We start from the raw sequence: 23,189 nt of genomic DNA on the forward strand, positions 1-23,189 counted from the left end.
CGATGGGCCTCGCCGGACCGGCGGGAGATCAAGGGTGCAGGCAGCAGACGGCGTAACCACGCAGACGATCGCGCATTTGAACGAGGGTGGAGGGAAAGCAGCGTCGGCGGACAAGCTGTTTCTGGGGCACCCGCGCGGGCTCGCCTTCATCGTCTTCACTGAGGCGTGGGAGCGCTTCTCGTTCTACGGGATGCAGGCGCTGCTCGTCCTCTACATGGCGACTTACCTGTTCCAGCCGGAGAATATCGGCGGCGTGGCCGGATTCGCGGGCTTTAGGACCGGCGTCGAGGCGGTGTTCGGGCCACTCAGCATCCAGGCGCTCGCAACGCAGGTGTTCGGCCTCTACGTCGGGCTGATCTATTTCATGCCGGTGCTGGGCGGCCTGCTGGGCGACCGCTGGATCGGCCGGCGCCGCGCGGTCTTGCTGGGCGGTGCGTTGATGGCCGTCGGACACTTCCTGATGGCATTCGAAAGCCTGTTTCTCCCGGCGCTCTCCGCGCTGATCCTGGGAGCGGGCCTGCTGAAAGGGAACCTCGCGGCCCAGGTCGGCGATCTCTACTCGAAGGACGACCCGCGGCGCGACACGGCGTTCTCGCTCTACGTCCTCGCGATCAACATCGGTGCCTTCGTGGCGCCGCTCGTATGCGGCACGCTGGGCGAACTCTATGGCTGGCACTACGGCTTTGGCGCCGCCGGTATTGGCATGCTGGTCGGGATCGTCATCTATGTGCGCGGCTCGCAATGGCTTCCGCCCGAACGGATCGGGAAGGATGCGGGCGAGCGGCCGCGGCTCGCACCGGGCGACTGGCGCATCATCGTCGCGATCCTCGTGATGCTCGCGATTACCGCGCTGTTCTGGACGGCGCAGAGCCAGGTCTGGAACACATACCCTCTGTGGATCCGCGCCCGGGTGGACCGTGAAATCCTGGGGCTGATGGTGCCCGTCACCTGGTTCCAGTCGCTCGATTCGCTGGCCGTGTTGATCTTCGCGCCAGCCGTGCTGTGGTTCTGGCGCTTTCAGGCACGGCGCTCGGCGGAGCCGGGCGATCTGCCGAAGATTGCGATCGGATGCCTCGTCTTCGCCGCGGCCATGGTCTGGCTGTCCGTCGGCGAGCTGCTTTCCGGCGGAAGCGCCGTGTCGCTCGTGTGGCCGGTGATCTTCCACTTCATCTGCGCCTGGTCGTTCCTCTACGTCGGGCCGATCGCTCTCGCGCTTACCTCGCGGGCGGCCCCGCCTGCGGTAAACGCGATGATGGTGGGCTCCTATTACCTCGCGATCTTCGCCGGCGGCATCGCCAGCGGCTGGCTCGGCAGATTCTACGAGACGGTCTCGCCCTCGGCGTTCTGGTTCATCCATGCTGCCGTGGTCGGGGCCGGGGCGCTGCTACTCTTCGCCTTCAAGACGCAGCTGCTGCAGGCGATGAAGCTCAATCCCCGCACACCAGGCTGATCGGATCTCATGATAGCGGCGTGGCCCCGTTGTCTGTGGGGGGCAAATGCGGGGCGGACTTGTTGACCGGGGACGCCAAGCGGCTGCTTCCCCTTTCAGAAATCTGCCGCCAGCCGTCCCCCGCACGGACAAAAAAGGGGCCGGAACCCGAAGGTTCCGGCCCGCGATGCAAGTTTGGCGGAGAGAATTAGAAGGAGTAGCCGACCTCGATCCCGACCACACGGGGGCGGGTGCGGTTGGAGTTGGCCCATCCCTGATAGGGATCGATCGCCTTGTTCTCGTTCGTGATGTTTTCGGCGAACAGCTCCACGTCGAACCCGTACACCGTCCCGCCGAAGCGGGCGTTGAGCAGGCCGATGCTGTCGGACCGCTGGGGCAGGGCGCTGGGCAGGAAGCTCGACCGGTCGATGTAGGTCACGGCGTCACGGTAGTTGTAGTCGATGCGCACGAAGCCTGGGACCGAAGCCGCCCATTCGAAGTCGTAGTTGGCGCCCAGCGTGAAGCTAATCTCGGGCGTGTAGTCGGTCGGGTCGCCCGGAATATTGACCTGGTCGGCCGCGTCCGTCTCGACGATCTCGCTGTCGATATAGGAGCCCGTCGCCGACAGCGTGAGGCCGGTGACTGGCCGCGTCGCCAGTCCCAGCTCGAGCCCCTTGACCTCGACTTTGCCGATATTGCTCGATTCACCCAGGAACGCGCCGTTCACCTCGGTCAGACGCCGCCGGATCATGTCCTTGTATTCGGTGTAGAACGCGGCCAGCTCGAACTGGAGCCGCCCATCGAGAGCCGCACCCTTGGTGCCGATTTCGTAGGTGTAGATCTTTTCCGGGTCGTAGGGGTCGAACGGCTCGGAGTTGAAGCCGCCGCTACGGAACCCTTTGGCGAAGCTGGCATAGAAGTTCGCCTGATCCGCATAGCGGTAGCTCAGATAGACCCGCGGATCGATCGAGTCGAATGTGGCCTCCAGCGTGGTGCCGGTGTCGGGCACGTAAGTGATGAGGCTCGTCTGCTCGTCCCGGAAGTAGCGGATCCCGGCGCCGATCGTCAGCCGGTCGGTGATGTCGTAGCCGGCATCGGCGAAGACCGAGATCGTCTCGGAGCTCGAGGCGTCGAGATAATAGAGATCATCGATGAACACGCCGCCGCCCGAATAGAGATCGCCGTCGGCCGCATAGGCGTACTCGTAGTCGGCACGCATGGTCCGGTCGCCCTTGGTGTAGAAGGCGCCGAGGGTCCACTGGAAGGGGCCCTCGCCGGAGGAGAGCCTCAGTTCCTGGCTGAACTGGTCCGCGTCGATCCAGCGGTCGTCGTTCCCTTCCACGATGCCGTAGGAGTAGTTGCCGGGCCGCGGAATGTACGTGAACGGGTACTGGTGGTCGTGCTCCACATACGTCGTCGCGCTGACGAGCTCCGCGAAGCCGAGGTCGTAGCGCAGCTCGAGATTGTAGAGGGTGAAGTCGAATTCCTTCGGAATCATCACCTTGCTGCGGTCCGGGCCGATGTCGACGGTGCGATCGGGCTCCTCGAAGCCAAGGCCTAGGGCGGTATCGGCGCGGTGGATCTGCACCATGGCGGTCGCTTCGAACGCGGCGCTGGGCGACCAGCGGAGCTTGGCCCGAAGGTTGAAGAGTTCGGTCCCGTTGCCGTCCCTGATGCCGGCTTCGGGCTGGTCGATCCAGCCGCCGCCGGATTCGTATTTGCCCGCGATACGAAGCGCGAGTTCGTCACGGATCAGCGGCAGGTTGATCACGCCGGTAACCCCGCCGCCCGTCTCGCCATGCGCGACGGAGTAGAGCTTGCCTTCGGCGCGGCCCTCGAACTGCGTCGGATCGGGGTCGTTGGTGATGTAGCGGATCGTGCCGCCGGCCGAGCCCTGCCCGTAGAGAGTGCCTTGTGGTCCCTTCAGGACTTCCACACGCTCGAGATCGAGAGGGATGGGGCTGAGCTGGTCGTACCCGCTCAGCGATAGCGGCGCTTCGTCGAGATACTGGGTGACGAGTGCGCCCGAGCCCGACTGATTGGCCAGCCCGCGGAGGAAGATCGTATAGCTGCCGGGACCGTCCTCGCGCATCGTCAGGCCGGGGACCGCGAAGGAAAGATCCTGGACGTCCTCGATCCCGCGCTTGCTGAGTTCCTCGCCTCCGACCACCGAGATGGCCATCGGCACCTCGATGAGGGTCTGTTCGCGCTTCTGGGCCGTGACGATGATCTCGTTCAGCGCGTCCGGATTGTCCTCCGACTGGGCGAACGCGGGAGTTGCTTGCGCGAGGGCCAGGACCGACGCCGTGCAGATGAATCCGTATTTCCCTCTCATGACTTCCCCCACTCGCGTTTGCGTGATTTTTGCGACGATATGACAGCGAGGAGAGTGTTGCAGATGCTAAAATAGCATAGGGCGGTGCACAGTCCGCACCACATAGGCGGAGATCCGATCGTTTAGAGCTGGATTGGGCGGACGTAATGAATCTCTGGAATCAACGATAGGAAGACATGATCGCCGAACCTCGACAAGCGCGATGGCGAAACATGATGTCGGCGGACCTGCCCGCCGTGGTCCGGATCGCCGCGCGCGTTCATCTGGACTACCCGGAAGGAGAACACGTGTTCGCAGAGCGGCTGGCACTGTTCCCTGAGGGGTGCCGCTTGCTCCTGGATGGCGACGATGCGCGGGGATACCTCGTTTCCCATCCGTGGACGCGGGGGGCGCCGCCTGCGCTCGACACATTGCTCGGCAAGCTGCCCGAGCCTGCGGATACCTACTACATTCATGATCTCGCACTCACGCCCCAGGCCCGAGGAAGAGGTCTCGCCGTCGAAGCTGTGACCCTGGCCGTCACGATCGGGCGCGCGGGCGGATTTGGGACGCTCTCGCTGGTGGCGGTGGGAGATTCCATCGAATTCTGGCGAAGACAGGGCTTCGCCGTCGTTCGCGACGCAGATGTGGAGCGCTCGCTGGCGAGCTACGGAGGCGCAGCACACTACATGGAGCGCGCGATCTGAACCGGTCGATCCCCGTCAGGGGCGCATGCCAACCTGCTGCCAGCGCCCCGGATTGACGACGATCTTATCCCCTTCGAAGCGAACGCTGAAGGGATAGCGGCCGGGAATCACGAACTGGCTGGGCCCCGATGGCTGGAGCTCAACCGGTTCGCCCTTGCGGATGGCGAAGATGTCGCGCTCGCCGGTCGCCTGGCCGAAAAGACGCCCGCCTTCGGCCGTCACTTCCAGTGAAGCGAGGGGGCTGAAGCGGTAGGTGCCGACGAAGCTCTGCAGATCGGGCGTGGTGTCGCGGGCCTGTCGCGGGGATGGAGCCGAGGGTTGCTCGGGAACGCTGCTCAAAATGGCATCCCACATGAGCTCCGATGCGACAGCGCCGATCTCGGCGGTGACGAGACCATCGCCGGGCCCCGACTCCACTTCGCCCGTCGAAACGGCGTAGAGAACGTCGCCGTCGAGCTCGGTCGCGAACGGCTGGATACCGCGCGCCATCGAGGTGTGTACCTGGACGGCGAGGCGCTTGAGTTCCGCACTCGACATCGACCGGTTGGTGACGACTAGGCTGATGGTGGTGTTCTTGCGCTCGGGCTCCGCGGCGCGCTCGCCGTCCCAATCGGGCCGGAGACTTGCGGGCGAGGCATTCAGCAGTTCGTGTGCGGCCAGATCCTCCGGCCAGCCGGAGCCGGCGTGGCACGCCACCACTTTTCCGTCCCGATCCGTGACAACGCCCAGCGCGTTGACGACGGTGAACACGGCAATCTTGACTTCGCCGATCTGCCGGAACGCGGCGCCCTGGCCGGATCTGGCGTTGCAGCCGAACAGGCCGCCCGTCATCGCCGACCGCCCCGCACCGTAGGGGCCGACGGGAAAGACTCCCGGCCGAGCCGCGCGGTAAGCGGCCTGCGCCAGGCGCTTGTCCGGATAGATCTCGTTCAGCCGGCGCCCGCCGAAATCGTAGATGATGGAGCCGACGGCGAGACCGACGTTGTTCCAGTGACCGCCGCGATAGCCGTCATCCTTCATCGCGGTGTTGACGGCTGTAACGGCCTCGAGCCCGTACCAGGACCCGCCGGCGAGGACGACCGCGTCGAGTTCGGGCTGGACATAGCCGAGATCCAGATAGGGCGCGTTGACGGTGCCCGGTCCGCCCCCACGCACGTCCACCGCGCCGTGCACCTTGCGGCCGAAACGGATGACCGTGACGCCGGTGGGACCGGCTTCGTATTGCCCAGTGCCGATGGAGAGCATCGGCCAGTCGAACGTCAGGGCGTCGGGATCGTCGGCCCCGTCGTTGAGCGTCATGACCAACTCGTCCTGAACGCCTTGCGTGCTTTGATCCTGCGCGGTCCCGGAAGCCGCCGTTGCGGCAGCGAGAAGTCCCAAAGCCAGTGCGGGTGTCCTGAAGGTCATCACGTATCTCTTTCTTTTCGATCTGTCTTTTGCGGGCGAGACCCTGCGGGGCTCGTCCATCACGGGGCCTCGTCGGTGATCTGGAAGAACCGGCAGTATTCGCCGATCTTGCCCTGGTCGTCCGCCTTGATGACGACCGGGCGGCCATGTTCGAATGCTGCCTTGGCCAGCAGGAGGAGAGCCGTATCGCTGGCGCGCGCAAGCAGGCCCGGCATCTTGCGGCAGGTTTCCGGAAGCCACTCGCGGTCGGCGACACCGATATAGATCACGTCGCTGTAGTGCGGGTAGTCGAGATCCTCCGCAACGGCGCCGATCTGGACGATGCGTGTGCTGGTCCAATATTGTTCCGCCTGAGCCGGCGTCGTCAGCATCAGGCTCAGCAGACCCAGCGAGGCATATGCGCGGATCATGGCTGATCACCGGTGAGGCCGATCGGTTGTCCCGATCGGTCCTGGGCACGCAGCGGCGATCCCGACTTGGGAAGCCATTGCGCATCCAGCATCGGGTCGACCTGCAAGACGTCGTCGCCGATAACGAGCTGGCCCGGGGCGAGCGTAGCGTTTGCGGGCGCGGCATTGGCGTGCATGGCGCTTTCGCGCACCGTTACCCGTCCATTCTTCTCCGCGTTGATGCCGTAGGGCTCGTTGCTTGCGATGATCGAGCGAACGACCAGGATCGTGGAACTATCGGCCGCATAGACACCGTCGTCGGTGTTGTTCGCCACGACGGAGTTGAACAGGTGGAGTGTGCTGTCGTCGTACGTCCCGATACCCGCTGAATCCCCGCCGGCGATGACGCTGTCGCGCACGTGAGCATGCGAGGCTTCCTCCAGCCAGATGCCCAGGTGGCCGTCGAGCAGCCGGAGCGCCGATGCGTCGATGAGCGTCCGGCCGCGTCCGGTAAGCGCCATCTTGACGATCCCCCGCATGACGATGTCCGAGGCTCGCACGCGGCTGTCGATCGCGAAGATGCCGTGTCCGTCGTAGATATCGTCTTCCTCCTCGCCCCAGCGGAAGTCGCTAATCTCGAGGTTGCGGAACGTGACGTCGGCGTTCTCGAGAACGAAGGCGATGGCCGGGATGCCGTCCTTCCCGTCGAGAACGGTACCGTCGCTCCCTTCGATCGTGAGCCGCTTTTCGCGTATGACGACGTAGCCGCGCGCCGCAATGTCCTCGAAGGGCACATCGCGGTACGAGGAAGGGACGTAGCGGCCCGGCGCTAGCTGGATCACGTCGCCATCCTCGGCGCGATCGACGGCTGCCTGGATGGCGTCGTTCCCTGAGAAGTCGCAACCTTGCGCCTGCGAACCGTCGGGACAGACCTGGATGGTCTCGGCGGAGGCCGACGCGCCGACCACCAGGGCGCCGGCGAGGAGAAGGGCGAGAGCGTGCCTCATTTGATGCCGAGCTCCAGTATGCGGAAAGTGCCGGGGGTGGCGACGTCTTCGTCGCTGGCGTCCTGGGTGAAATCCGCAGTCGAGAGGTAGACGCGTCCTGTCGCTGGATCGAGCGCTGCGGTGCGCGCGCCGTAGCGTGTTTGGATCTCCGTCGGCTTGCCTGCCGTGCCGTTCTCCGCGACCCGGAAGAGCGTCAGGGTGCCCTCCTTGGCAGGAATGTAAGCCAGGCGCGTGCCCGAATCGAAGATCGCTCCGTCGGCATTCTGCCCGACCTGCAGGGTCCCCTTGTCCGCCCCCGAGCCGGCATCGATCAACTTGGCAACGCCGTTGTGACAGGCGGAAATGAGCGTTCCGGTCAGTGCGTCGTAGGCGATGCCGGTCGGCTCCACGCAGCCGGGAAGCGGCAGGCGCCTGGCGACCTTCCGGGCGGCGATGTCGATCACCGCGATCTCTGCCGTGTCTTCGATGTTGACGAACAGATGGCCCTTGCCATCGATCGCGGCGGCCTCCGGCTTGCCGCCGACCGCGATCGTGCCGACCGACGCGCGGTCGGCAACGTCGATCAGCGAGATGCTGTTGCCGCCCGCGTTCATCACGAACGCAAGTCCGCTGTCAGGGTCGTAGGCTGCCGCGTCCGGTTTTTCGCCGACGGCGATCCGCGCGATCTCGTCGCCGGTGCTGCGATTGAACAGCACGGCCTCGTTATCGCCGTAAACGGTGCTGAGCATCTCCTCGGTGCCGGGGATCGGCAGGACGGCCGAAACATCGTTGGCTTCGATCAGCCGGTCGGTCACCTCGCCGGTATCGAGATCGACAGCCATCACGCCGAACTCGCGCGCAGCGAACACACGGCGGGCATCGCTGTCGACTGAAAGGTAGTCGTAACCGCCATCGGGCCCGCCGTATTCGGCGAGGATCTCCAGTTGCGGTGCGGTTCGATCGCCGGCGGCCTCCCGGGAGAGGTCCTCCGGATCGCCGCAACTTGCCAGCGCCAGCCCCAGACCCGCGACCAGAACCGCTCTGCTCATTTGGCTTCCCTCCGTCCCAACCAGGTGCTGCCAATCGAACAGGGGACTCCGCTTCATGCGAGAGGACAAATCCGGCGCAAGCGGTGCCTATGCCGCACCTCTCCCCGAGCGAGAACGTCGCTAAACCCAGGCGCCCGCCGGTGCTGCAACGTCTATTGGTCGCGAGACACTTCGAGATGTTCTGAAATCAGGGGGGCAATGGTGCCCAGGGACGGAGTCGAACCGCCGACACTGCGATTTTCAGTCGCATGCTCTACCAACTGAGCTACCTGGGCGCACTCTGCGAAACGTCCCTCGAAAGGGCCGGCGAGCGGTTGGAAGCGGCCCTATGGCGAAGGGCGTGGAGCTTGGCAAGGGGGGAATCAGTCCTCCTTTGCGATCTCCTCCGGTGCCGCGGGGCGGCCGGGTACGGCATAGCCGTCGTTGAACCATTGGGCGAGGTCGCGGTCGCGGCAGCGGGCCGAGCAGAACGGCGTGAACTCCTCGCTGCGCGGCTTCTTGCAGATCGGGCAGGGCTTCGGCTTGCTCATGAGGCCACCGCCTGCGCGAAGCCGGCTTCGAGCGCAAGGGTAGAGTCCGCCGCAATCCGCACCTCGCGTCCCGTGCGGCGGGCGAGCGCCTCGCGCCATTCGGGCCGCAGCGCCGCCTCGACTGCGGGATGGCAGGTGAGCAGCAGCGCACCCGGTTCGGCGATCCGTTCGGCCCGGCGCAACAGGCGGCGCGCGGCGAAGCCGGTGCGCGAGAGGCGCGCGAGATGGAGCAGGGAAGGGCGCTCCAGCCGGGCGACGAGCTGGACGAAGCCGAAGCCGTTCATCGCCGTGCGTTCGTGCGGCCATCCGGCGAGCGCCGCGCCGAGCGCCTCGTCCACCTGGCGCCGGTCCGCCTTGGCTTGCAGTGTCGGAAAATCGATCCCGACCGATCCGCCGAGGTCGAAGCGGCGGATCGCCTCGGCCAGCGGCGCCACGGCGGCAAGCGCGAGCTCGCGGGGCGGCAGCGTGCCGTCGATGTCGACCACGGTCATCGCCGGCGTCGGCGCGAAGAGCAGCGATCCGCCCGCGAAGGCGACGGTCCCGTCCAGCGCCTCATCCACCAGCTCGTCCCAGCCGCAATCGGGAAAGCGGTGCACGACCTGCACCGCGTGGCCTTCCGCTCGCAGCCGTTCGGCGAGCGTAGGGCTGGCGGACGCCTTGTCGCTCGGCCGCGCCTGCGCCAGCTTGGTTCGCCCGCGCTCGCCGATCGCCGCGCGGACAACCTCGACCCGGATCGCGGCGCCTTCGCTCGCGTCGCGGGGCAGGCGGTCGACCAGCGCCTCCTCGCCGCTCGCGAACCGCACCGTGCCGCGCGCGGCGCCCGCCGTGCGCGAGACCAGCGTGGCATCGCCGACATGTCCCGCCGCCAGCTGCCCCGGCCATTCGACCCGCGACTCTATGATGCGGTCGCCGGAGAGGCGCACCGCGCGGTGCTCGCCGATGCCTTCCTCGACCAGCCAGTCAGCCAATGGGAAAGCCCGCGGCCTTCAGCAGCGCGCGCGTTTCGAACAGCGGCAGACCGACGACGCCCGAATGACTGCCCTGGATCCACGCGACCAGCCCTTCGGCCGCGCCCTGAATGGCATAGCCGCCAGCCTTACCGTGCCACTCACCGCCCGCGATATAGGCGTCGATTTCCTCACGGCTCAGCCGCTTGAAGCGGACGATCGTCTCGCTCAGTTTCTCGCGCAGCGTACCGTCGGGCGCGCGCAACGCGATGGCCGAGAGGACGCGGTGGCGTCGTCCGGACAGCAGGCCCAGGCATGCGCGTGCGGTCGTCTCGTCTTCGGCCTTGGGCAGGATGCGACGGCCGGCGGCCACCACGGTATCGCCCGCCAGCACATATCCGTCGCCGCTCGCTGCGGCCTCGGCCTTCTCGCGCGCCATACGCACGGCGTAGTCGCGCGGCAGCTCGCCTTTCAGCGGTGCTTCGTCGATGTCGGCAGGTGCCACGCGCGCAGGTTCGACGCCGAGCCGCACCAGCAGTTCGCGGCGCCTCGGGCTGGCGGAGGCAAGAATGAGGGAGGGCGGAGTCACCCCCGCGCGCTTACTGCGGGCCGGGCCCGCCGCGTCCCGGCATGAAGCGGTAGGTGATGCGCGCCTTGGTGAGGTCGTAAGGCGTCAGCTCGCACAGAACCTCGTCGCCCACCAGCACGCGGATGCGGTTCTTGCGCATCTTGCCTGCGGTGTGGCCAAGCACTTCATGACCGTTTTCGAGCTCCACCCGGAACATCGCGTTTGGCAGCAGTTCCACCACCTTGCCGCGCATTTCGAGGAGTTCTTCTTTGGCCATGCAGTTGTTCGTTCCGTGGATTGCGAGTCGATCAGGGCGCGCGCTGTAGCGGCGGAAGGTGGAAAAGGGAAGCCTTCTCCGCCGTCCCGTCAATCCTGCGTAAAGCTGCGCGCGACAATTCGTTACGCGGCCGGGGATTGCCTGGCGGGCCCGCGCTTGGCAGTTCGGCCGGCGGGGTGAGGTGCGACAATAGCCGCAATAGAGGAAGCAGACACCCTTGCCGAAACTTTCCGCCACCGCATCGCTGCTCGCCATCGCCGCTTTCGCTATCGCTCCCACACCCGTCTGGGCACAGGACACGGGCGAGGGCGCTGCCGCCGAAGGCGAAGAGGAAATCGTCGTCACCGCCGAGCGCATCCGGGGGCAGGTCGATACCGACGTGCCGCCGGTGTTCGAGCTCGATGCGGAGGAGATCGCCTCCTACGGCGCAGGTTCGATTGAGGAACTGATCGAGCAGCTCGCGCCGCAAACCGGGTCCGGCCGCGGACGCGGGGAAGGGCGCCCGGTGTTCCTTATCAACGGCCAGCGCTCAGGCGGCTTCCGCGAGTTCCGCCGCTACCCGCCCGAGGCGATCCGCAAGGTCGAGGTCCTGCCCGAGGAAGTCGCGCTCCAGTTCGGCTATCCGGCAGACCAGCGGGTGATCAACATCATCCTGCAGGACAACTTCGCCTCGCGCGAAGTCGAGGTCGAATACGGCATGCCCGACCGCGGCGGCACCGGGAACGGCGAGATCGAAGTGTCGCAGCTTACGATCAACGGCAACCGGCGCCTCAACATCGGGATGGAGTACAACACCACCAGCCTCCTGACCGAAGACGAGCGCGATATCGTGCAGACGCCGGGCAGCACGCCGACCGTGGCGGGCGATCCTGATCCGGCCCCGTTCCGCAGCCTGCGCGGGTCGTCGGACAGCTGGGAGCTGGACGCGACGCTCAATTCCACGCTCGGCGACGCGCCGGGTTCCGGCACTTTCTCGGTGAACGGCGGGGTCGAGCACACCACCGGCCGCTCGCTCTCGGGGCTCGACGTGGTCACCTTGACGGCGAACGGCGAGAGTGCGGTTCGCACGCTCGACGACGATCCCCTCACGCGCCGCAACAGCTCTACCAAGTTCTCGCTCGGCGGATCGGTGATCAAGCCGCTCGGCCTGTGGACACTCGACACGACGCTCGATGCGAGCCGCACAGAGCAAACCACACTGATCGACCAGCGGCGCGATACCGGTCTTCTGCAAGACCTGGTCGACGCGGGTGAGCTGGAGATCGATGGGGCGCTGCCGGTGATTCCCCGTGCCGGTGTCGACCGCGCGGAGAGCACGTCCTACGCCGCCGACGTGAAGTCCACCCTGCGCGGTACGCCGTTCATGCTGCCGGCAGGCGAAACGAACCTGACATTCGACGCCGGCTATTCGTGGAACCGCATCGAAAGCACCGACACGCGTACGAACGCTGACGATCTGGCGCAGACGCGCGGCAATCTTTCGGCCGGCGTCAATCTCGGCCTGCCAATCGCCAGCGCGCGCGAGGGATTCCTCGGTGCGCTGGGCGAGCTCAGCCTCAACCTCGCAGCCGGGGTCGACCACTTGTCGGACTTCGGCACTCTGGCCGACTATACCACGGGGCTCTCGTGGAAACCGGCCGAGCGGCTCTCGCTCCAGGCCAGCTATATCTGGCGCGAGGCGGCGCCCAGCCTGTCGCAGCTCGGCGATCCGATCGTGACCGAATACAACGTGCCGGTCTATGATTTCGCCGCCGGGGAAAGCGTGCTGGCGACGATCGTCAGCGGCGGCAACCCGAACCTCAGCGCGGAGACGCAGCGCGACATCAAGGTTTCGGCGAACTACGAGATCGACCTGTTCGACCGCGCGAACATCGTCGTCGAATATTTCCGCAACCGGTCGGACGACGTGACGCAGAACTTTCCGCTGCTCACGCCGGCGATCGAGGCGGCTTTCCCCAACCGCGTGGTGCGCGATCCCGCGGGCAACCTGGTCTCGATCGACCGGCGGCCGATCACCTTCGAAGGGACCAAGAGCTCCCGGCTGCGCTACGGCATCAACCTGTTCGGCCGCGTCGGCAAGGAAGAGCCCGAAGGCGGTAGCGGGGAGCGGCGCGAGCGAATGAGCTCCGGGCGCTCCTCGCAGGGTGAGGGGCAGGGGACGCGCGGGCCGGGCGGATTCGACCCGGCGCAGATGGCCGAACTGCGGCAGAAATTCTGCGCCACTCCGGAAGGCGAGACGCCCGATCTCTCCGGCCTTCCCGAACGGATGCTGGCGCGGCTCAAGGGCGAGGACGGGCAGATCGATCCGGCCAAGGTCGCCGCCCTGCGCGAGCGGATGTGCAGCGCCGATGGCGCGGCCCGCGCACAGCGCGGGGGAGGCGGCGAAGGCGGGCGTCGTGGGGGCGGGGGAGGAATGCGTTTCGGCCGAGGCGGCGGCGGTGACGGGCAGGGCCGCTGGTACATGGCGCTCTACCACTCGATCGAGTTCGAGAACGAAGTGCTGGTCGCACCCGGCGGGCCGGTGCTCGATCAGCTCAGCGGTCAGGCTTTCGGCAACGGCGTGCCGCGCCACAAGATCGAGCTTCAGGGCGGGTTGTTCTACAAGGGGCTCGGCCTGCGCCTCTCCGGCGATTACCAGTCGGCGACGCGCATCGACGGCAGCGGTCTGGCCGGTTCGCAGGACCTGTTCTTCGACGATATCGCCAAGTTCAATCTGCGCGCTTTCGTCAATCTCGAGCAGCAGGACTGGCTGACCGGCGGCACCCCCGGCTTCTGGAAGGGCTCGCGGCTCTCGTTCAGTGTCGACAATCTGTTCGATGCGCAGCAGCGCGTGACCGACAGCAGCGGCGTCGTCCCGCTCAGCTATCAGCCGGCGCTGGTCGACCCGCTCGGCCGCACGTTCGAGATCGAGTTCCGCAAGCTGTTCTAGCCTTCGGCGAGCGCCGTCCCGGCGGCGACCGCGCTCGCCCAGGCCCACTGGAAGTTGTAGCCGCCGAGCCAGCCGGTCACGTCCACGGCCTCGCCGATCGCGTAGAGGCCGGGAACGCGCCGCGCTTCCATCGTCTTGGAGGACAGCTCCGCCGTCGCGATCCCGCCGATCGTAACCTCGGCTTTGGCGAAGCCCTCGCTGCCGTTGGGGTGGAAGCGCCAGTCGGCCAGCCGCGCTTCTGCCGTGCGGAGCGCCTTGTCGGGCATATTGCCGAGATCGCCGTCGAACGCGATCCGCTCGGCCAGGGTCGCGGCGAGGCGATCGGGCAGGGCATCGCCGAGAACGCTCCGCACCGTGCCGCGCGGGTGGGCGCGCTTCGCCTCCAGCAGCCATCCTTCGGCGGCGTCCGGCAGAAAGTCGATCCCGATCGCGTCACCCGAACGCCAGTAGGAGGAGACCTGCAGGATCGCCGGGCCGGACAGCCCGCGGTGGGTGAACAGCGCCGCCTCGCGAAACGCCGCCTTGCCGCAACGCGCGACCACGTCCGCCGAGACGCCCGAGAGCTCGCGGAACAGCACGTCCTCGCCGCCCAAGGTCAGCGGCACGAGGGCAGGGCGTGGCTCGACCACCTTGAGGCCGAACTGCCGCGCGAGGCGATAGGCGAAATCGCTCGCGCCCATCTTGGGGATCGAGGGGCCGCCGGTCGCAATCACCAGCGCGGGCGCGGCAAAAGCGCCGGATGACGTCATGACCCGATATTCGCCGCCGTCGTGCGAAACCTCTCCGATCTCCTCGCCGCAGCGCACCTCCACCGCGCCGCCCGCCGCTTCGGCCTTCGCGCATTCGGTCAGCAGCATGGCGACGATCTGCCGCGCCGATCCGTCGCAGAAGAGCTGGCCCAGCGTCTTCTCGTGCCAGGCGATTCCGTACGCCTCGACCAGCGCGAGGAAATCGCGCGCGGTGTAGCGGCTCAGCGCCGACTTGGCGAAATGCGGATTGGCCGAGAGATAGCGGTCGGGCGCGGTGCCCAGGTTGGTGAAGTTGCACCGCCCGCCGCCGGAAATGAGGATCTTCTTCCCCACCTCCGGCGCGCGTTCGAGCACGAGCACGCGCCGTCCGCGCTGGCCGGCGACGGCCGCGCACATCAGCCCGGCGGCACCTCCGCCGAGAACGATAGCGTCATGGGTCTGCATTCCCGCCGCGGTAGAGCCGCCGCGCGGAATGGCAAGCGCGTCAGGTCGCGCGGTCGCCGGCTTCGCCGACCGATTCGATATCGCGGCCGAGGCCCTTCACCGTGTTGCAGCCGGTGAGCACCACGACCGATGCGCCGAGCGCCGCGATGGCGATCATCTTCTTCAACATTTCATTCCAACTCCGGTATTCCGACCCGGGCCGCGCCTTACGCGACCGGGCGGGCCATGAAAATGCCCCACCGAACATTAACGGGACTTGGCCGTCCGGTCCGCCGCCGGTTTCCATTTTCGGCGCAGGGCTTATGTGAACGCCATGCCCCCGCGCGTCCCTTCTTCCGCCGGCTCTCCCTACGACCCACGCGGCGCCGAGCGTTTCCACGAGGAGCGCGCGACCTATACCGTCAAGGGCGACGCGCAGCCGGATATCGAAGCGGGCGTGCAGGCGATCCGCGACACGGTGAAGACGCTGAAGCCCAAACCGGGCGTCTACCGCATGCTCGATGCCCGCGGCGACGTGCTCTACGTCGGCAAGGCGCGCGCGCTGAAGAACCGGGTGGCCAACTACACCCAGGTCGCCAATCTCTCGAACCGTCTCCAGCGCATGGTCAGCCAGACGCGGCGGATGGAGATCGTCACCACCAACAGCGAGGCCGAGGCTCTGCTGCTCGAGGCGCAGCTGATCAAGCGCTTCCGGCCACCCTACAACGTCCTGCTGCGCGACGATAAATCGTTTCCCTTCATCCTCTTGCGGGCTGATCATGAATATCCCCGCATCATGAAGCACCGCGGCGCGCGGCGCGCGAAGGGCGACTACTACGGGCCCTTCGCCAGCGCCGGATCGGTCAACACCACGATTAACGCGCTGCAGAAACTGTTCCTCCTAAGGTCCTGTACCGACAGCTTTCTCGAACGCCGCGACCGGCCCTGCCTGCTCTATCAGATCAAGCGCTGCTCGGCCCCCTGCGTCGGGCGGATCAGCCCCGAGGACTACGGCGAGCTCGTGCGCCAGGCGAAGGATTTCCTCGGCGGCAAGTCGTCCGGCGTGCAGCGCGAGATCGAGCGCCAGATGGAGGAGGCAGCCGAAGCGCTCGATTTCGAGCGCGCGGCCATGCTCCGCGACCGCCTGCGTGCCGCTACCGCCATCCAGAGCAGCCAGGCGGTGAACGCCGCCGGTGTGGGCGATGCCGATGTCTTCGCGCTTGCGAGCAAGGGCGGGCAGGTGGGCATCCAGGCCTTCTTCGTCCGCGGCGGGCAAAACTGGGGCCACCGGGCGTTCTTTCCCACGCACACGCAGGACGTCGACGACGCGGATGTGCTCGCCGATGTGCTCGCCCAGTTCTACGAGGAAGTGCCGCCGCCGCGCACCGTGCTGGTCGACCGCGCGCTGCCCGAGCAGGCGCTGCTCGCCGAGGCGCTGTGCGAAGTGGCCGGGCACAGGGTCGAGATTTCCGTGCCGCAGCGCGGCGACCGCCGACGGCTGATGGCGCAGGCGAGCCGCAACGCCATGGAAGCGCTCGACCGGCGCCTGGCCGAAAGCGGAACCAAAGCGAAGATCAACCGAGAACTGGCGGAATTCCTTGAACTATCCGAACCGCCGCAGCGGATTGAGATCTACGACAATAGCCATATCCAGGGCACCAAGGCGGTCGGCGCGATGGTCGTCGCCGGGCCCGAAGGCTTCCTCAAGAACCAGTACCGCAAGTTCAACATCAAGACCGCGCAGACCGACGACGACTTCGCCATGATGCGCGAGGTGATGACCCGCCGCTTCGCCCGCGCGCTGCGCGAGGACCCGGACCGCAGCCAGGAACGGGGGAGCGGCATCTGGCCCGATCTCGTCCTGCTCGACGGCGGCAAGGGGCAGATGTCGGCGGCGCGCGACGCGCTGGAGGAACTCGGGATCGAAGACGTAGCCCTGATCGCCATCGCCAAGGGGCCGCATCACGGGCGCGAGGGGCGCGAGGTGTTCCACTTCCCCGACGGGCGCGAGAAGACCCTGCCGACCAATTCGCCGCTACTGTTCTACCTCCAGACCCTGCGCGACGAGGTCCACCGCTTCGCGATCGGCGCCCACCGTGCCAAGCGCAGCCGCGCGATCTCCGCCTCTCCGCTCGACGAGATCCCCGGCATCGGCCCCTCGCGCAAGCGCGCGCTATTGCTCCATTTCGGCACCGCCGGGAAAGTGCGCGCCGCCGCGCTGGACGACCTGAAACGCACCCCCGGCATCAGCGCCGGCGTCGCGCAGAAGATCTACGACTTCTACCACCCCGCAGGGTGAGAGACGCGGGCTGCTGCGAAGGCTTTTCCACGCCAATTCCGTCCATACTGGAAATATCATCTTTACCTTGTTGCCGTAATGCGTCTTCCAGTGAGGTGCGCACCATTGCTCCTAATGGCGAAAAAATTGTTTTCTTCCGAGAGGTTGCGTCACGCGGCTATAGCCATTGGGCTAGCCGTGCTCGTCGGCGTGGGCACCTTCCTGCGGCCGGTCGACATTACGCTCTGGTCCCTGCAGGCAAAGCTGTTCGACCGTCCGGCCAGTTCGGAAATCGTGTTCGTCGAAGTTGCGGCAGCCGCCGACCCTGGTGGCGGATCCGCAGAAAACCGGCACCTTCTCCGATCGATCCGGTATCTACGCGAAGCCGGGGCCGAGCGGATTTTTCTCGATTTGCCGGTACGGCGTAGCAATTCGCCGGCGCTCGATCGTGAGTTACAGCGGGAACTGGTGCGCTCGGCCGACAAGATCGTGCTTACGAGAGTAGTCCGACCGGACCTTGTCGCGGGTCGATTCTCGCAGGGCAACGATCCGTTCTTCGAACAAGATATGCGCGTCGTCAGCAGCGACTATCAGGCCGACTTTCTCGGATACGTGTGGGACATCGAGGCGTCCTATTCCGACGGCACCGTAAACCTGCCTGCCATGTGGAGCGCTCTGGCTGCAAATGGCCGTTCGCGCGAGGGAATATCCCTGGACTATTCAATCGGTCGCAATAGCGTCCCGAGATACAAGATCGATGAGTTGCAGCCCGGGCTCGGAGGCGCTGGCATACTTGCCGGCAAGACCGTGGTTCTGGGGCCCGCGGGGACCGATGCGCGCATCGTGAAGATCCCGGGCTACGCCTTTGGCCCTTCAAGCCTGGTCCATATTCTCGCGGCCGAAACCGCCTTGCGTGGCACCGGTCAGAACCTGGGTTGGCTCTGGATGATCGGCGCTTTTGGGCTGAGTCTCGTGCTCGGGGCGATCGCATTCAGGCGAGCGATGCCCAGGCGCGTGTTCTATTTCCTCTGGCTCGCATCGCTGGCTGCGACTTTCGTCCTGACGGCCCACCTCGGGGTCAGGGCTTTGTTCGGCGAAACGCTGGTCCTCACCTTGGTCTATGGATCGCTGCGCGCGACGGTGAATTTCAAGCGACGCCATTTGTTCGTCGAATCCCGAAGCAAGCTGCCGAACTTCGTCGCCCTGCAGCGGGACTTCGGCGAGTATCCGAGGGAGCAAACCTCGATCGTCGTCGCCAAGATCGCGCGCCTCGATGCCGTTTTCGCGACGCTGAGCCCGACCGACCAGGCGCGCTACCTTCGCCAATTGGCGTCACGCCTCGCGCTGGGCGACACTCGCTCGACGATCTACTACGACGGAGGCAAGTATTTCGCGTTCTTCGTGAACAGCGGTGAGTTCCAGGACATTCAGGAGCATCTGGAAGGGCTGCGCGCCGTAGCATCGCAGTCGATCACGGTTTCGCAACGCGTGCTCGATGTGTCGATGACCATCGGCGTGGACGAATCGTCGGAAAAGTCCATTTCGAGCCGGCTCAGCGCGGCCATCGCGGCGGCCGATCAGGCCCGTGAAGCTTACCGCCCGGTGTTCATCATTTCCGATTTCGCCGCCGACAGCGAGGAATGGGACTATTCGTTGCAGGCGCGCCTCGAGAGCGCCTTGTCCGAGGATCGGATTTCGATCAAGCTTCAGCCCCAGGTCGACCTGCGCGACGGGCGCATTGTCGGTGCCGAGGCGCTCGCGCGGTGGGTGGACGAAGAGCGCGGCGACGTTCCGCCCTCGCGCTTCATCCTGCAGTGCGAGCGGGTTGGGCGACTGGACGAGCTGACCAAGCGGATCCTCTCCAAGAGCCTCTATGCAGCCGAAGTGCTGCAAGCGCGCGATCATCATCCTCGAATATCGGTCAACGTGTCGGCCATCCAGTTCGTCGACAGCAGGATCGCCGAACTGATCGAGAAGAACCTGATGATACATTCGGCCGATCCCGCGAAGTTGATGATCGAGGTCACCGAGACCGCGCGTATCGAGAACTTCTCGGTGGCGCGCGGCGTATTCGAGCAGATCAAGCGGCTCGGGGTGAGCTTCTCGATGGACGATTTCGGCGTGGCCAGCGCCAATCTCGAAGCCATGTTCGAGCTGCCGTTCGACGAGATCAAGGTCGACCAGATCTTCGTCCGCGATGTGCATCACTCGGAAACCGCACGTGCGATCGTTGCCAACGTCGTCCGGCTTGCGCGCGACGCAGGGCTGACGTCGGTGGCCGAGGGAATCGAGGAGCGCGAGACTTACGATCTCTTGCGTGAAATGGGCTGCGATGTGGGTCAGGGGTATTACATTTCCCGCCCTCTGACGCTGAGTCATCTCCAGGAAATGATGACATTACAGAAGGATACGCCGCTCTTGCGCAACAAGTTTGGTTAACAGTTTACAAATATTCATGGTTAACGTAATCTCCTCCTGCAACCGCAGAAGGGGAAAAGCGATGGAACGTTCATGGTTTTGGGAATGGGTCTTCAATTGAGATCCATCTGATCAAAGATTACGAAAAGGCCCCGTTTCCGGGGCCTTTTTTGTGTGCGCTCGGCGCATGCGCAGCGATTGCGGCTTCCTTTCGGGTAAGCGAGCCTGTCCGCGGCCGGACAACGCGGTAGCCGCCGCCGGGCGGGCGCAATCCGGCCATGCGCACGAAAAGGCTTTCCTACATGGAAAAAATTTGCCTTATCCTTCCGGATGACGCGTCTTGCACCTTCCTTGCACGCACAACGGGCCGATCGGCGGCACACGAGTGGGCCCACGGTCCGCGAGGCGACTGCGCTTCGGAGGTGCGGCGGAAGGTTACACCGTCATAAAGTTACAGGTTTCGGAAGGTCACAATCGGGAACTCGTGCCGATGCCGCGTGGCACCCTCCGAAACGCTGTTCCTCCGCTGCAGCGCGGCTGGCGAGCGGAAGAAAACAACCGCTCTTTCAAATAGATACGCTTTCTTGCGTGTGGCTGGAGCGGGACTATCCGGCCGACTGCCATGGGGCGCGTCGCGCACAAGGTGACACCGCGCAAACCACCCCGCGAGTGTCAACCGCCGCCGCGCCGTCAGTCCGGCTTCGGCACCCGCCGGCGGATCATCCCTTCCTGCGCGACGCTGGCGACCAGGCGCCCCTCGCGGTCGAATATCCGGCCTCGGTTGAAGCCGCGTCCGCCGCCGCTCCACGGGCTGTCGGTGGCGTAGAGCAGCCATTCGTCCGCCCGCGCCTCGCGGTGAAACCACACCGCGTGGTCGAGGCTCGCGCCGATCATGTCGCCGCGCGCCCAGCTCAGCCCATGCGGCAGCGCGCTGGTGCCGAGCAGCGTGTAGTCGCTGGCGTAGGCGATGACGGCGCGGTGCAGGGCGGGGTCCTGCGCGATCGGGGGCAGCGGCGCGGCGGTGCGGAACCAGCAGCGGGCGCGAGGCGCGCGCGGCTCGCTGTTCATCCAGTGCAGGCTGTCGACCGTGCGCATCTCGATCGGGCGTGGGCGAAGCATCATCGCCCGCTGCGCCTCGCTCAGCCCACCCATTTCGGCGAGGAGCCGGCGGCGCTGCTCCAGATCGGACGTCAGCTCTTCCGGCGGCACGGCTTCGGGCATCTCGTAGTCGTCGTGCGACAGCCCGTCCTCGGGCCGCTGGAAGCTGGCGGTGAGGTTCAGGATCGGTGTGCCTTCCTGGCTGGCGACGACCCGCCGGTTGGCGAAGCTGCGTCCGTCGAAGTCCCGCGCGATGGCGTAGTCGATCGCCGGCCCCTCCTTGCCGCCGCGCAGGAAGTAGGCGTGCAGCGAGTGCGCCACCATTCCCTCCGGCGCGCTGGCCTGCGCGGCCTGCAGGCCCTGTGCGATCACCTGCCCGCCGAAGACGCGGCCGACGCCGTCCTTCTGCGGGTGGCCGATGAAGGCGTCCTCCCCCTGCCGCTCGACGGTGAGCAGACGGACGAGATCGGCGACGAGTTGTTCGGGGCTGGGTTGGTCGGTCATCCGCTGCGCTTTGCGGCGTGCGGGCGCCGCGGTCAACGGGCCATGCCGAGCCTGCGCAACGCGCGGAACGCCAGCGCCTTGGTCTTGTTCGACGCGGGCCAGCGCCGCGGCGCCGTGGGCGAGAGACCTGCTCGGCGCAGCAGACGGTTGAACCCGCGCGCGTCGGCCTCGGCGAAGCTCCAGTCGCTGCGCCAGGTGATCGACAGCGAGATCGAGCTCTCCGGGCCGTTGCGGACGAAGTGCGGCGCCATGACCGGCACGAACACCGCCTCGCCGGGACCGAGCGCGAACGCGCGCCCGCCTTCGGTCAGCTCGTCGCGCCAGGTCAGCTCGCGCGCACCGCCGGCGTGGTACGATTCGTGGATCTCGTCGGGTGCGAACCGCGCGTCGCCCGCGGGAAACTGCGTCATCGTCTTGCGGCCGACGAGCTGGAGCAGGATGTTGTGCTCGGGGTCGAAATGATAGGGAGTAACCGCATTGGGGCTGGAGATGAAAACGAACGCCTGCGGGCGCAGCATGGCGCCGGTCTTGGCCTCGATTTCGGGCCTGATTTCGCTCAGCAGTCCGAGCAGCAGAGCCTCGTATTCTGGCACTTGCTCGACGTTCTTGAGCACGGCCCAGCTGTTGCTGCGGGCGATGTGGCGGATCGTGTCCTCGATCGACAGGCCGGTACCGCCCGGTTTGCCGTCGACCCCGATGGGAAGGTCGCCGCGGTTGTACTCGATCGAGCGCTCGGGCAGCCGGCTCGCCAGGGTTGCCAGCGCGTCGAGGGTCAGCAGCTCGTGCGCGGCAAGCTCGTGGCGCAGCACGTGCGGGGTCTCGGGATAGCCGGCGGCGAAAGCGGCGCGGGCCTCGGGCCCGAACACCGGCGCGGGCGCACCCTCGGCCGGGACTTCGATGGCGGAATGGGCACCCATTATCAGGCTCCTTTGGCTTTGCCGCGGCTCTCCGCGCGCAGCATCGGGCGGAACAGCGCCCGGCGCAGCGGCCCGCCGATCGCGACGTTGACGCGCACTATCGCGCGCTTCTCGCGCCAGATGCGCTCGATCATCGGATGGTCCGCCGCCGCGCAACTGTCGCACCACGCGACGTCCTCGCGTTCCAACAGATCGAGGTTCTCGAGCTGGAGCAGCACACCGGGCGAGAAGCGCGCGAAGCGCTCGTCGAACGCGGTCTTGAAGCTGAACGCACCCGGCGGGGCGATGAAGTTGGCGAGCATGGCGATCGGCTTGCCGTCGAGCGCGAGGGTCAGGCGCTCAAGCCGCCCCTGCGCCGCCGCGCCGTGCAGGGTCTGCGCGAACCAGTCCCGCGTGTTCAGGCGGTCGGCCAGCGCGGAACCGTTGCGGCCCTTCCACCCGGCCTGTTCGAGCGCGAGGAAATCCTCGATCCAGCCGTCGAGCCCCGCTTCATCGCAACGCCGCTCGAAGCGCAGCTCTCCTTCTTCGGCGAGGCGCTTGTGCTGGCGGCGCAGCTCCTTGCGTTTCTTGCCGCTCATCGCGGCCTCGAGATAGGCTTGGGGGCCAAGCTCGGACTGCAGCAGCGCGCGCTCCTCCCGCTGGACCACGCCCCATGGCCGGCCCTGACCGTCCGCGACTTGCGACAGCGCGCGAAACAGCGGACCGTCCTCCGCCATCCAGCCAAGATGGAGAAACAGTGCCGCGCCGGCGTGCGCATCGGCCCAGCCGAACAACTCGCGCCAGAAGACCTCCTCGCAGCCGCCGCGCACCAGCGGGCTGCCGACGAACATGTTGTCGTGGCTCCAGGCTGCAAGGTGGGGGATCGGGTACCCGTAGTAGCTCCGGCTGCGCGCGAGCGGTATCAACCCGGAGAGTTCGCCCGCCACCCGAAAATGGGCGAGCGCGACGCTCGCATCCGGGGCAAACCGCTCCAGCGCGGGTACGAGGCTCCAGCTTTCGGCGAACGGGTTGGGCTCGTCCCCAGACCGGGCAAGATGGTCCCATTCGAGGGGAGTGAAAAGATCTTCGAACGCACGCCACGCAGATGCTGCGAAGCCGGCCACTGCCGCACGCGGCCGCGCGATGCAGCCCGCGTCTGCCGGATCGGAGCGTTCGAGGTGGGCGCTGGCCACGCGTTAACCTTCGCAGTTCGCGGCGCATGCCGCCGCATCAGCGGGCTATCAGGCGAAGGCTGACGAATGCTTAACGAAAAAGGGGCGCGGAACCAGCG

19 protein-coding genes and 1 tRNA gene are annotated in these 23,189 nt (G+C 66.4%); 5 read left to right on the plus strand and 15 right to left on the minus strand.

Going from position 1 to position 23,189, the window contains the following annotated elements:
* Positions 1 to 34 precede the first annotated feature (34 nt).
* On the plus strand, positions 35 to 1,450 hold the full coding sequence (locus tag D2V04_RS04165) for a peptide MFS transporter (RefSeq protein WP_228766259.1): 1,416 nt from the start codon (positions 35 to 37) through the stop codon (positions 1,448 to 1,450).
* Between the two features lie 187 nt (positions 1,451 to 1,637).
* Here D2V04_RS04165 and D2V04_RS04170 read toward each other — a convergent pair whose 3' ends face one another.
* Positions 1,638 to 3,764 (minus strand): TonB-dependent receptor, encoded by a 2,127-nt coding sequence (locus D2V04_RS04170; protein ID WP_119512046.1) that lies wholly within the window; start codon positions 3,762 to 3,764, stop codon positions 1,638 to 1,640.
* Between the two features lie 176 nt (positions 3,765 to 3,940).
* Here D2V04_RS04170 and D2V04_RS04175 point away from each other — a divergent pair, with 176 nt between their 5' ends.
* Positions 3,941 to 4,450: a GNAT family N-acetyltransferase gene (locus D2V04_RS04175; protein WP_228766260.1), complete on the plus strand. Its 510-nt coding sequence runs from the start codon at positions 3,941 to 3,943 to the stop codon at positions 4,448 to 4,450.
* A 15-nt stretch (positions 4,451 to 4,465) separates the two neighbouring features.
* Here D2V04_RS04175 and D2V04_RS04180 read toward each other — a convergent pair whose 3' ends face one another.
* From D2V04_RS04180 to infA, 9 genes are all read right to left on the minus strand, one after another.
* The gene (locus D2V04_RS04180; protein ID WP_119512048.1) at positions 4,466 to 5,857 is read right to left on the minus strand and encodes a P1 family peptidase; all 1,392 of its coding nucleotides are present in this window, start codon (positions 5,855 to 5,857) and stop codon (positions 4,466 to 4,468) included.
* Positions 5,858 to 5,916: 59 nt separating this feature from the next.
* Complete coding sequence (locus D2V04_RS04185) at positions 5,917 to 6,267, minus strand: hypothetical protein (protein WP_119512049.1); 351 nt, start codon at positions 6,265 to 6,267, stop codon at positions 5,917 to 5,919.
* Entirely contained in the window at positions 6,264 to 7,253 is a 990-nt protein-coding gene (locus D2V04_RS04190; protein ID WP_119512050.1) for a right-handed parallel beta-helix repeat-containing protein, read from the minus strand. Before D2V04_RS04190 ends, D2V04_RS04185 begins: the two co-directional genes overlap by 4 nt.
* A complete protein-coding gene (locus D2V04_RS04195; RefSeq protein WP_119512051.1) occupies positions 7,250 to 8,281 on the minus strand; it encodes a YncE family protein in 1,032 nt (343 codons plus the stop codon). The genes D2V04_RS04190 and D2V04_RS04195 overlap by 4 nt, the downstream gene beginning before the upstream one ends.
* Before the next feature lie 199 nt (positions 8,282 to 8,480).
* A tRNA-Phe gene (locus tag D2V04_RS04200) sits at positions 8,481 to 8,556 on the minus strand.
* 87 nt (positions 8,557 to 8,643) lie between these two features.
* Positions 8,644 to 8,811, minus strand: coding sequence for a DNA gyrase inhibitor YacG (locus D2V04_RS04205; RefSeq protein WP_119512052.1), 168 nt, complete (start codon positions 8,809 to 8,811; stop codon positions 8,644 to 8,646).
* The gene (locus D2V04_RS04210; protein WP_119512053.1) at positions 8,808 to 9,779 is read right to left on the minus strand and encodes an Rne/Rng family ribonuclease; all 972 of its coding nucleotides are present in this window, start codon (positions 9,777 to 9,779) and stop codon (positions 8,808 to 8,810) included. The genes D2V04_RS04205 and D2V04_RS04210 overlap by 4 nt, the downstream gene beginning before the upstream one ends.
* Entirely contained in the window at positions 9,772 to 10,347 is a 576-nt protein-coding gene (locus D2V04_RS04215) for a Maf family protein (RefSeq protein ID WP_119512054.1), read from the minus strand. The genes D2V04_RS04210 and D2V04_RS04215 overlap by 8 nt, the downstream gene beginning before the upstream one ends.
* Before the next feature lie 10 nt (positions 10,348 to 10,357).
* The gene (gene infA, locus D2V04_RS04220) at positions 10,358 to 10,603 is read right to left on the minus strand and encodes a translation initiation factor IF-1 (RefSeq protein WP_047806247.1); all 246 of its coding nucleotides are present in this window, start codon (positions 10,601 to 10,603) and stop codon (positions 10,358 to 10,360) included.
* A gap of 217 nt (positions 10,604 to 10,820) precedes the next feature.
* Between infA and D2V04_RS04225 the strand changes: the two genes are divergently transcribed.
* A complete protein-coding gene (locus D2V04_RS04225) occupies positions 10,821 to 13,532 on the plus strand; it encodes a TonB-dependent receptor (RefSeq protein WP_119512055.1) in 2,712 nt (903 codons plus the stop codon).
* Here D2V04_RS04225 and D2V04_RS04230 read toward each other — a convergent pair.
* Both D2V04_RS04230 and D2V04_RS04235 read right to left on the minus strand, forming a co-directional pair.
* Positions 13,529 to 14,725, minus strand: a complete 1,197-nt coding sequence (locus D2V04_RS04230) for a BaiN/RdsA family NAD(P)/FAD-dependent oxidoreductase (RefSeq protein ID WP_119512056.1) — start codon at positions 14,723 to 14,725, stop codon at positions 13,529 to 13,531. The genes D2V04_RS04225 and D2V04_RS04230 overlap by 4 nt on opposite strands.
* Before the next feature lie 40 nt (positions 14,726 to 14,765).
* Positions 14,766 to 14,894, minus strand: coding sequence for an entericidin A/B family lipoprotein (locus D2V04_RS04235; RefSeq protein ID WP_182849654.1), 129 nt, complete (start codon positions 14,892 to 14,894; stop codon positions 14,766 to 14,768).
* Between the two features lie 144 nt (positions 14,895 to 15,038).
* Between D2V04_RS04235 and uvrC the strand changes: the two genes are divergently transcribed.
* Together uvrC and D2V04_RS04245 are read left to right on the plus strand one after the other, a co-directional pair.
* Positions 15,039 to 17,003: an excinuclease ABC subunit UvrC gene (uvrC, locus tag D2V04_RS04240; protein WP_119512057.1), complete on the plus strand. Its 1,965-nt coding sequence runs from the start codon at positions 15,039 to 15,041 to the stop codon at positions 17,001 to 17,003.
* A gap of 177 nt (positions 17,004 to 17,180) precedes the next feature.
* Positions 17,181 to 19,421 (plus strand): EAL domain-containing protein, encoded by a 2,241-nt coding sequence (locus tag D2V04_RS04245; RefSeq protein WP_182849655.1) that lies wholly within the window; start codon positions 17,181 to 17,183, stop codon positions 19,419 to 19,421.
* A 669-nt stretch (positions 19,422 to 20,090) separates the two neighbouring features.
* Here the strand turns inward: D2V04_RS04245 and D2V04_RS04250 are convergent.
* From D2V04_RS04250 to D2V04_RS04260, 3 genes are read right to left on the minus strand one after another with little or no spacing between them, the layout of a single operon-like run.
* Entirely contained in the window at positions 20,091 to 21,002 is a 912-nt protein-coding gene (locus D2V04_RS04250) for an acyl-CoA thioesterase (RefSeq protein WP_119512577.1), read from the minus strand.
* Positions 21,003 to 21,034: 32 nt separating this feature from the next.
* Positions 21,035 to 21,919 (minus strand): cupin domain-containing protein, encoded by an 885-nt coding sequence (locus D2V04_RS04255; RefSeq protein ID WP_119512059.1) that lies wholly within the window; start codon positions 21,917 to 21,919, stop codon positions 21,035 to 21,037.
* 2 nt (positions 21,920 to 21,921) lie between these two features.
* Complete coding sequence (locus D2V04_RS04260) at positions 21,922 to 23,091, minus strand: GNAT family N-acetyltransferase (RefSeq protein WP_228766261.1); 1,170 nt, start codon at positions 23,089 to 23,091, stop codon at positions 21,922 to 21,924.
* Between the last annotated feature and the right edge of the window lie 98 nt (positions 23,092 to 23,189).

The organism is Pelagerythrobacter aerophilus (assembly GCF_003581645.1).
GTDB classification, from domain to species: domain Bacteria; phylum Pseudomonadota; class Alphaproteobacteria; order Sphingomonadales; family Sphingomonadaceae; genus Pelagerythrobacter; species Pelagerythrobacter aerophilus.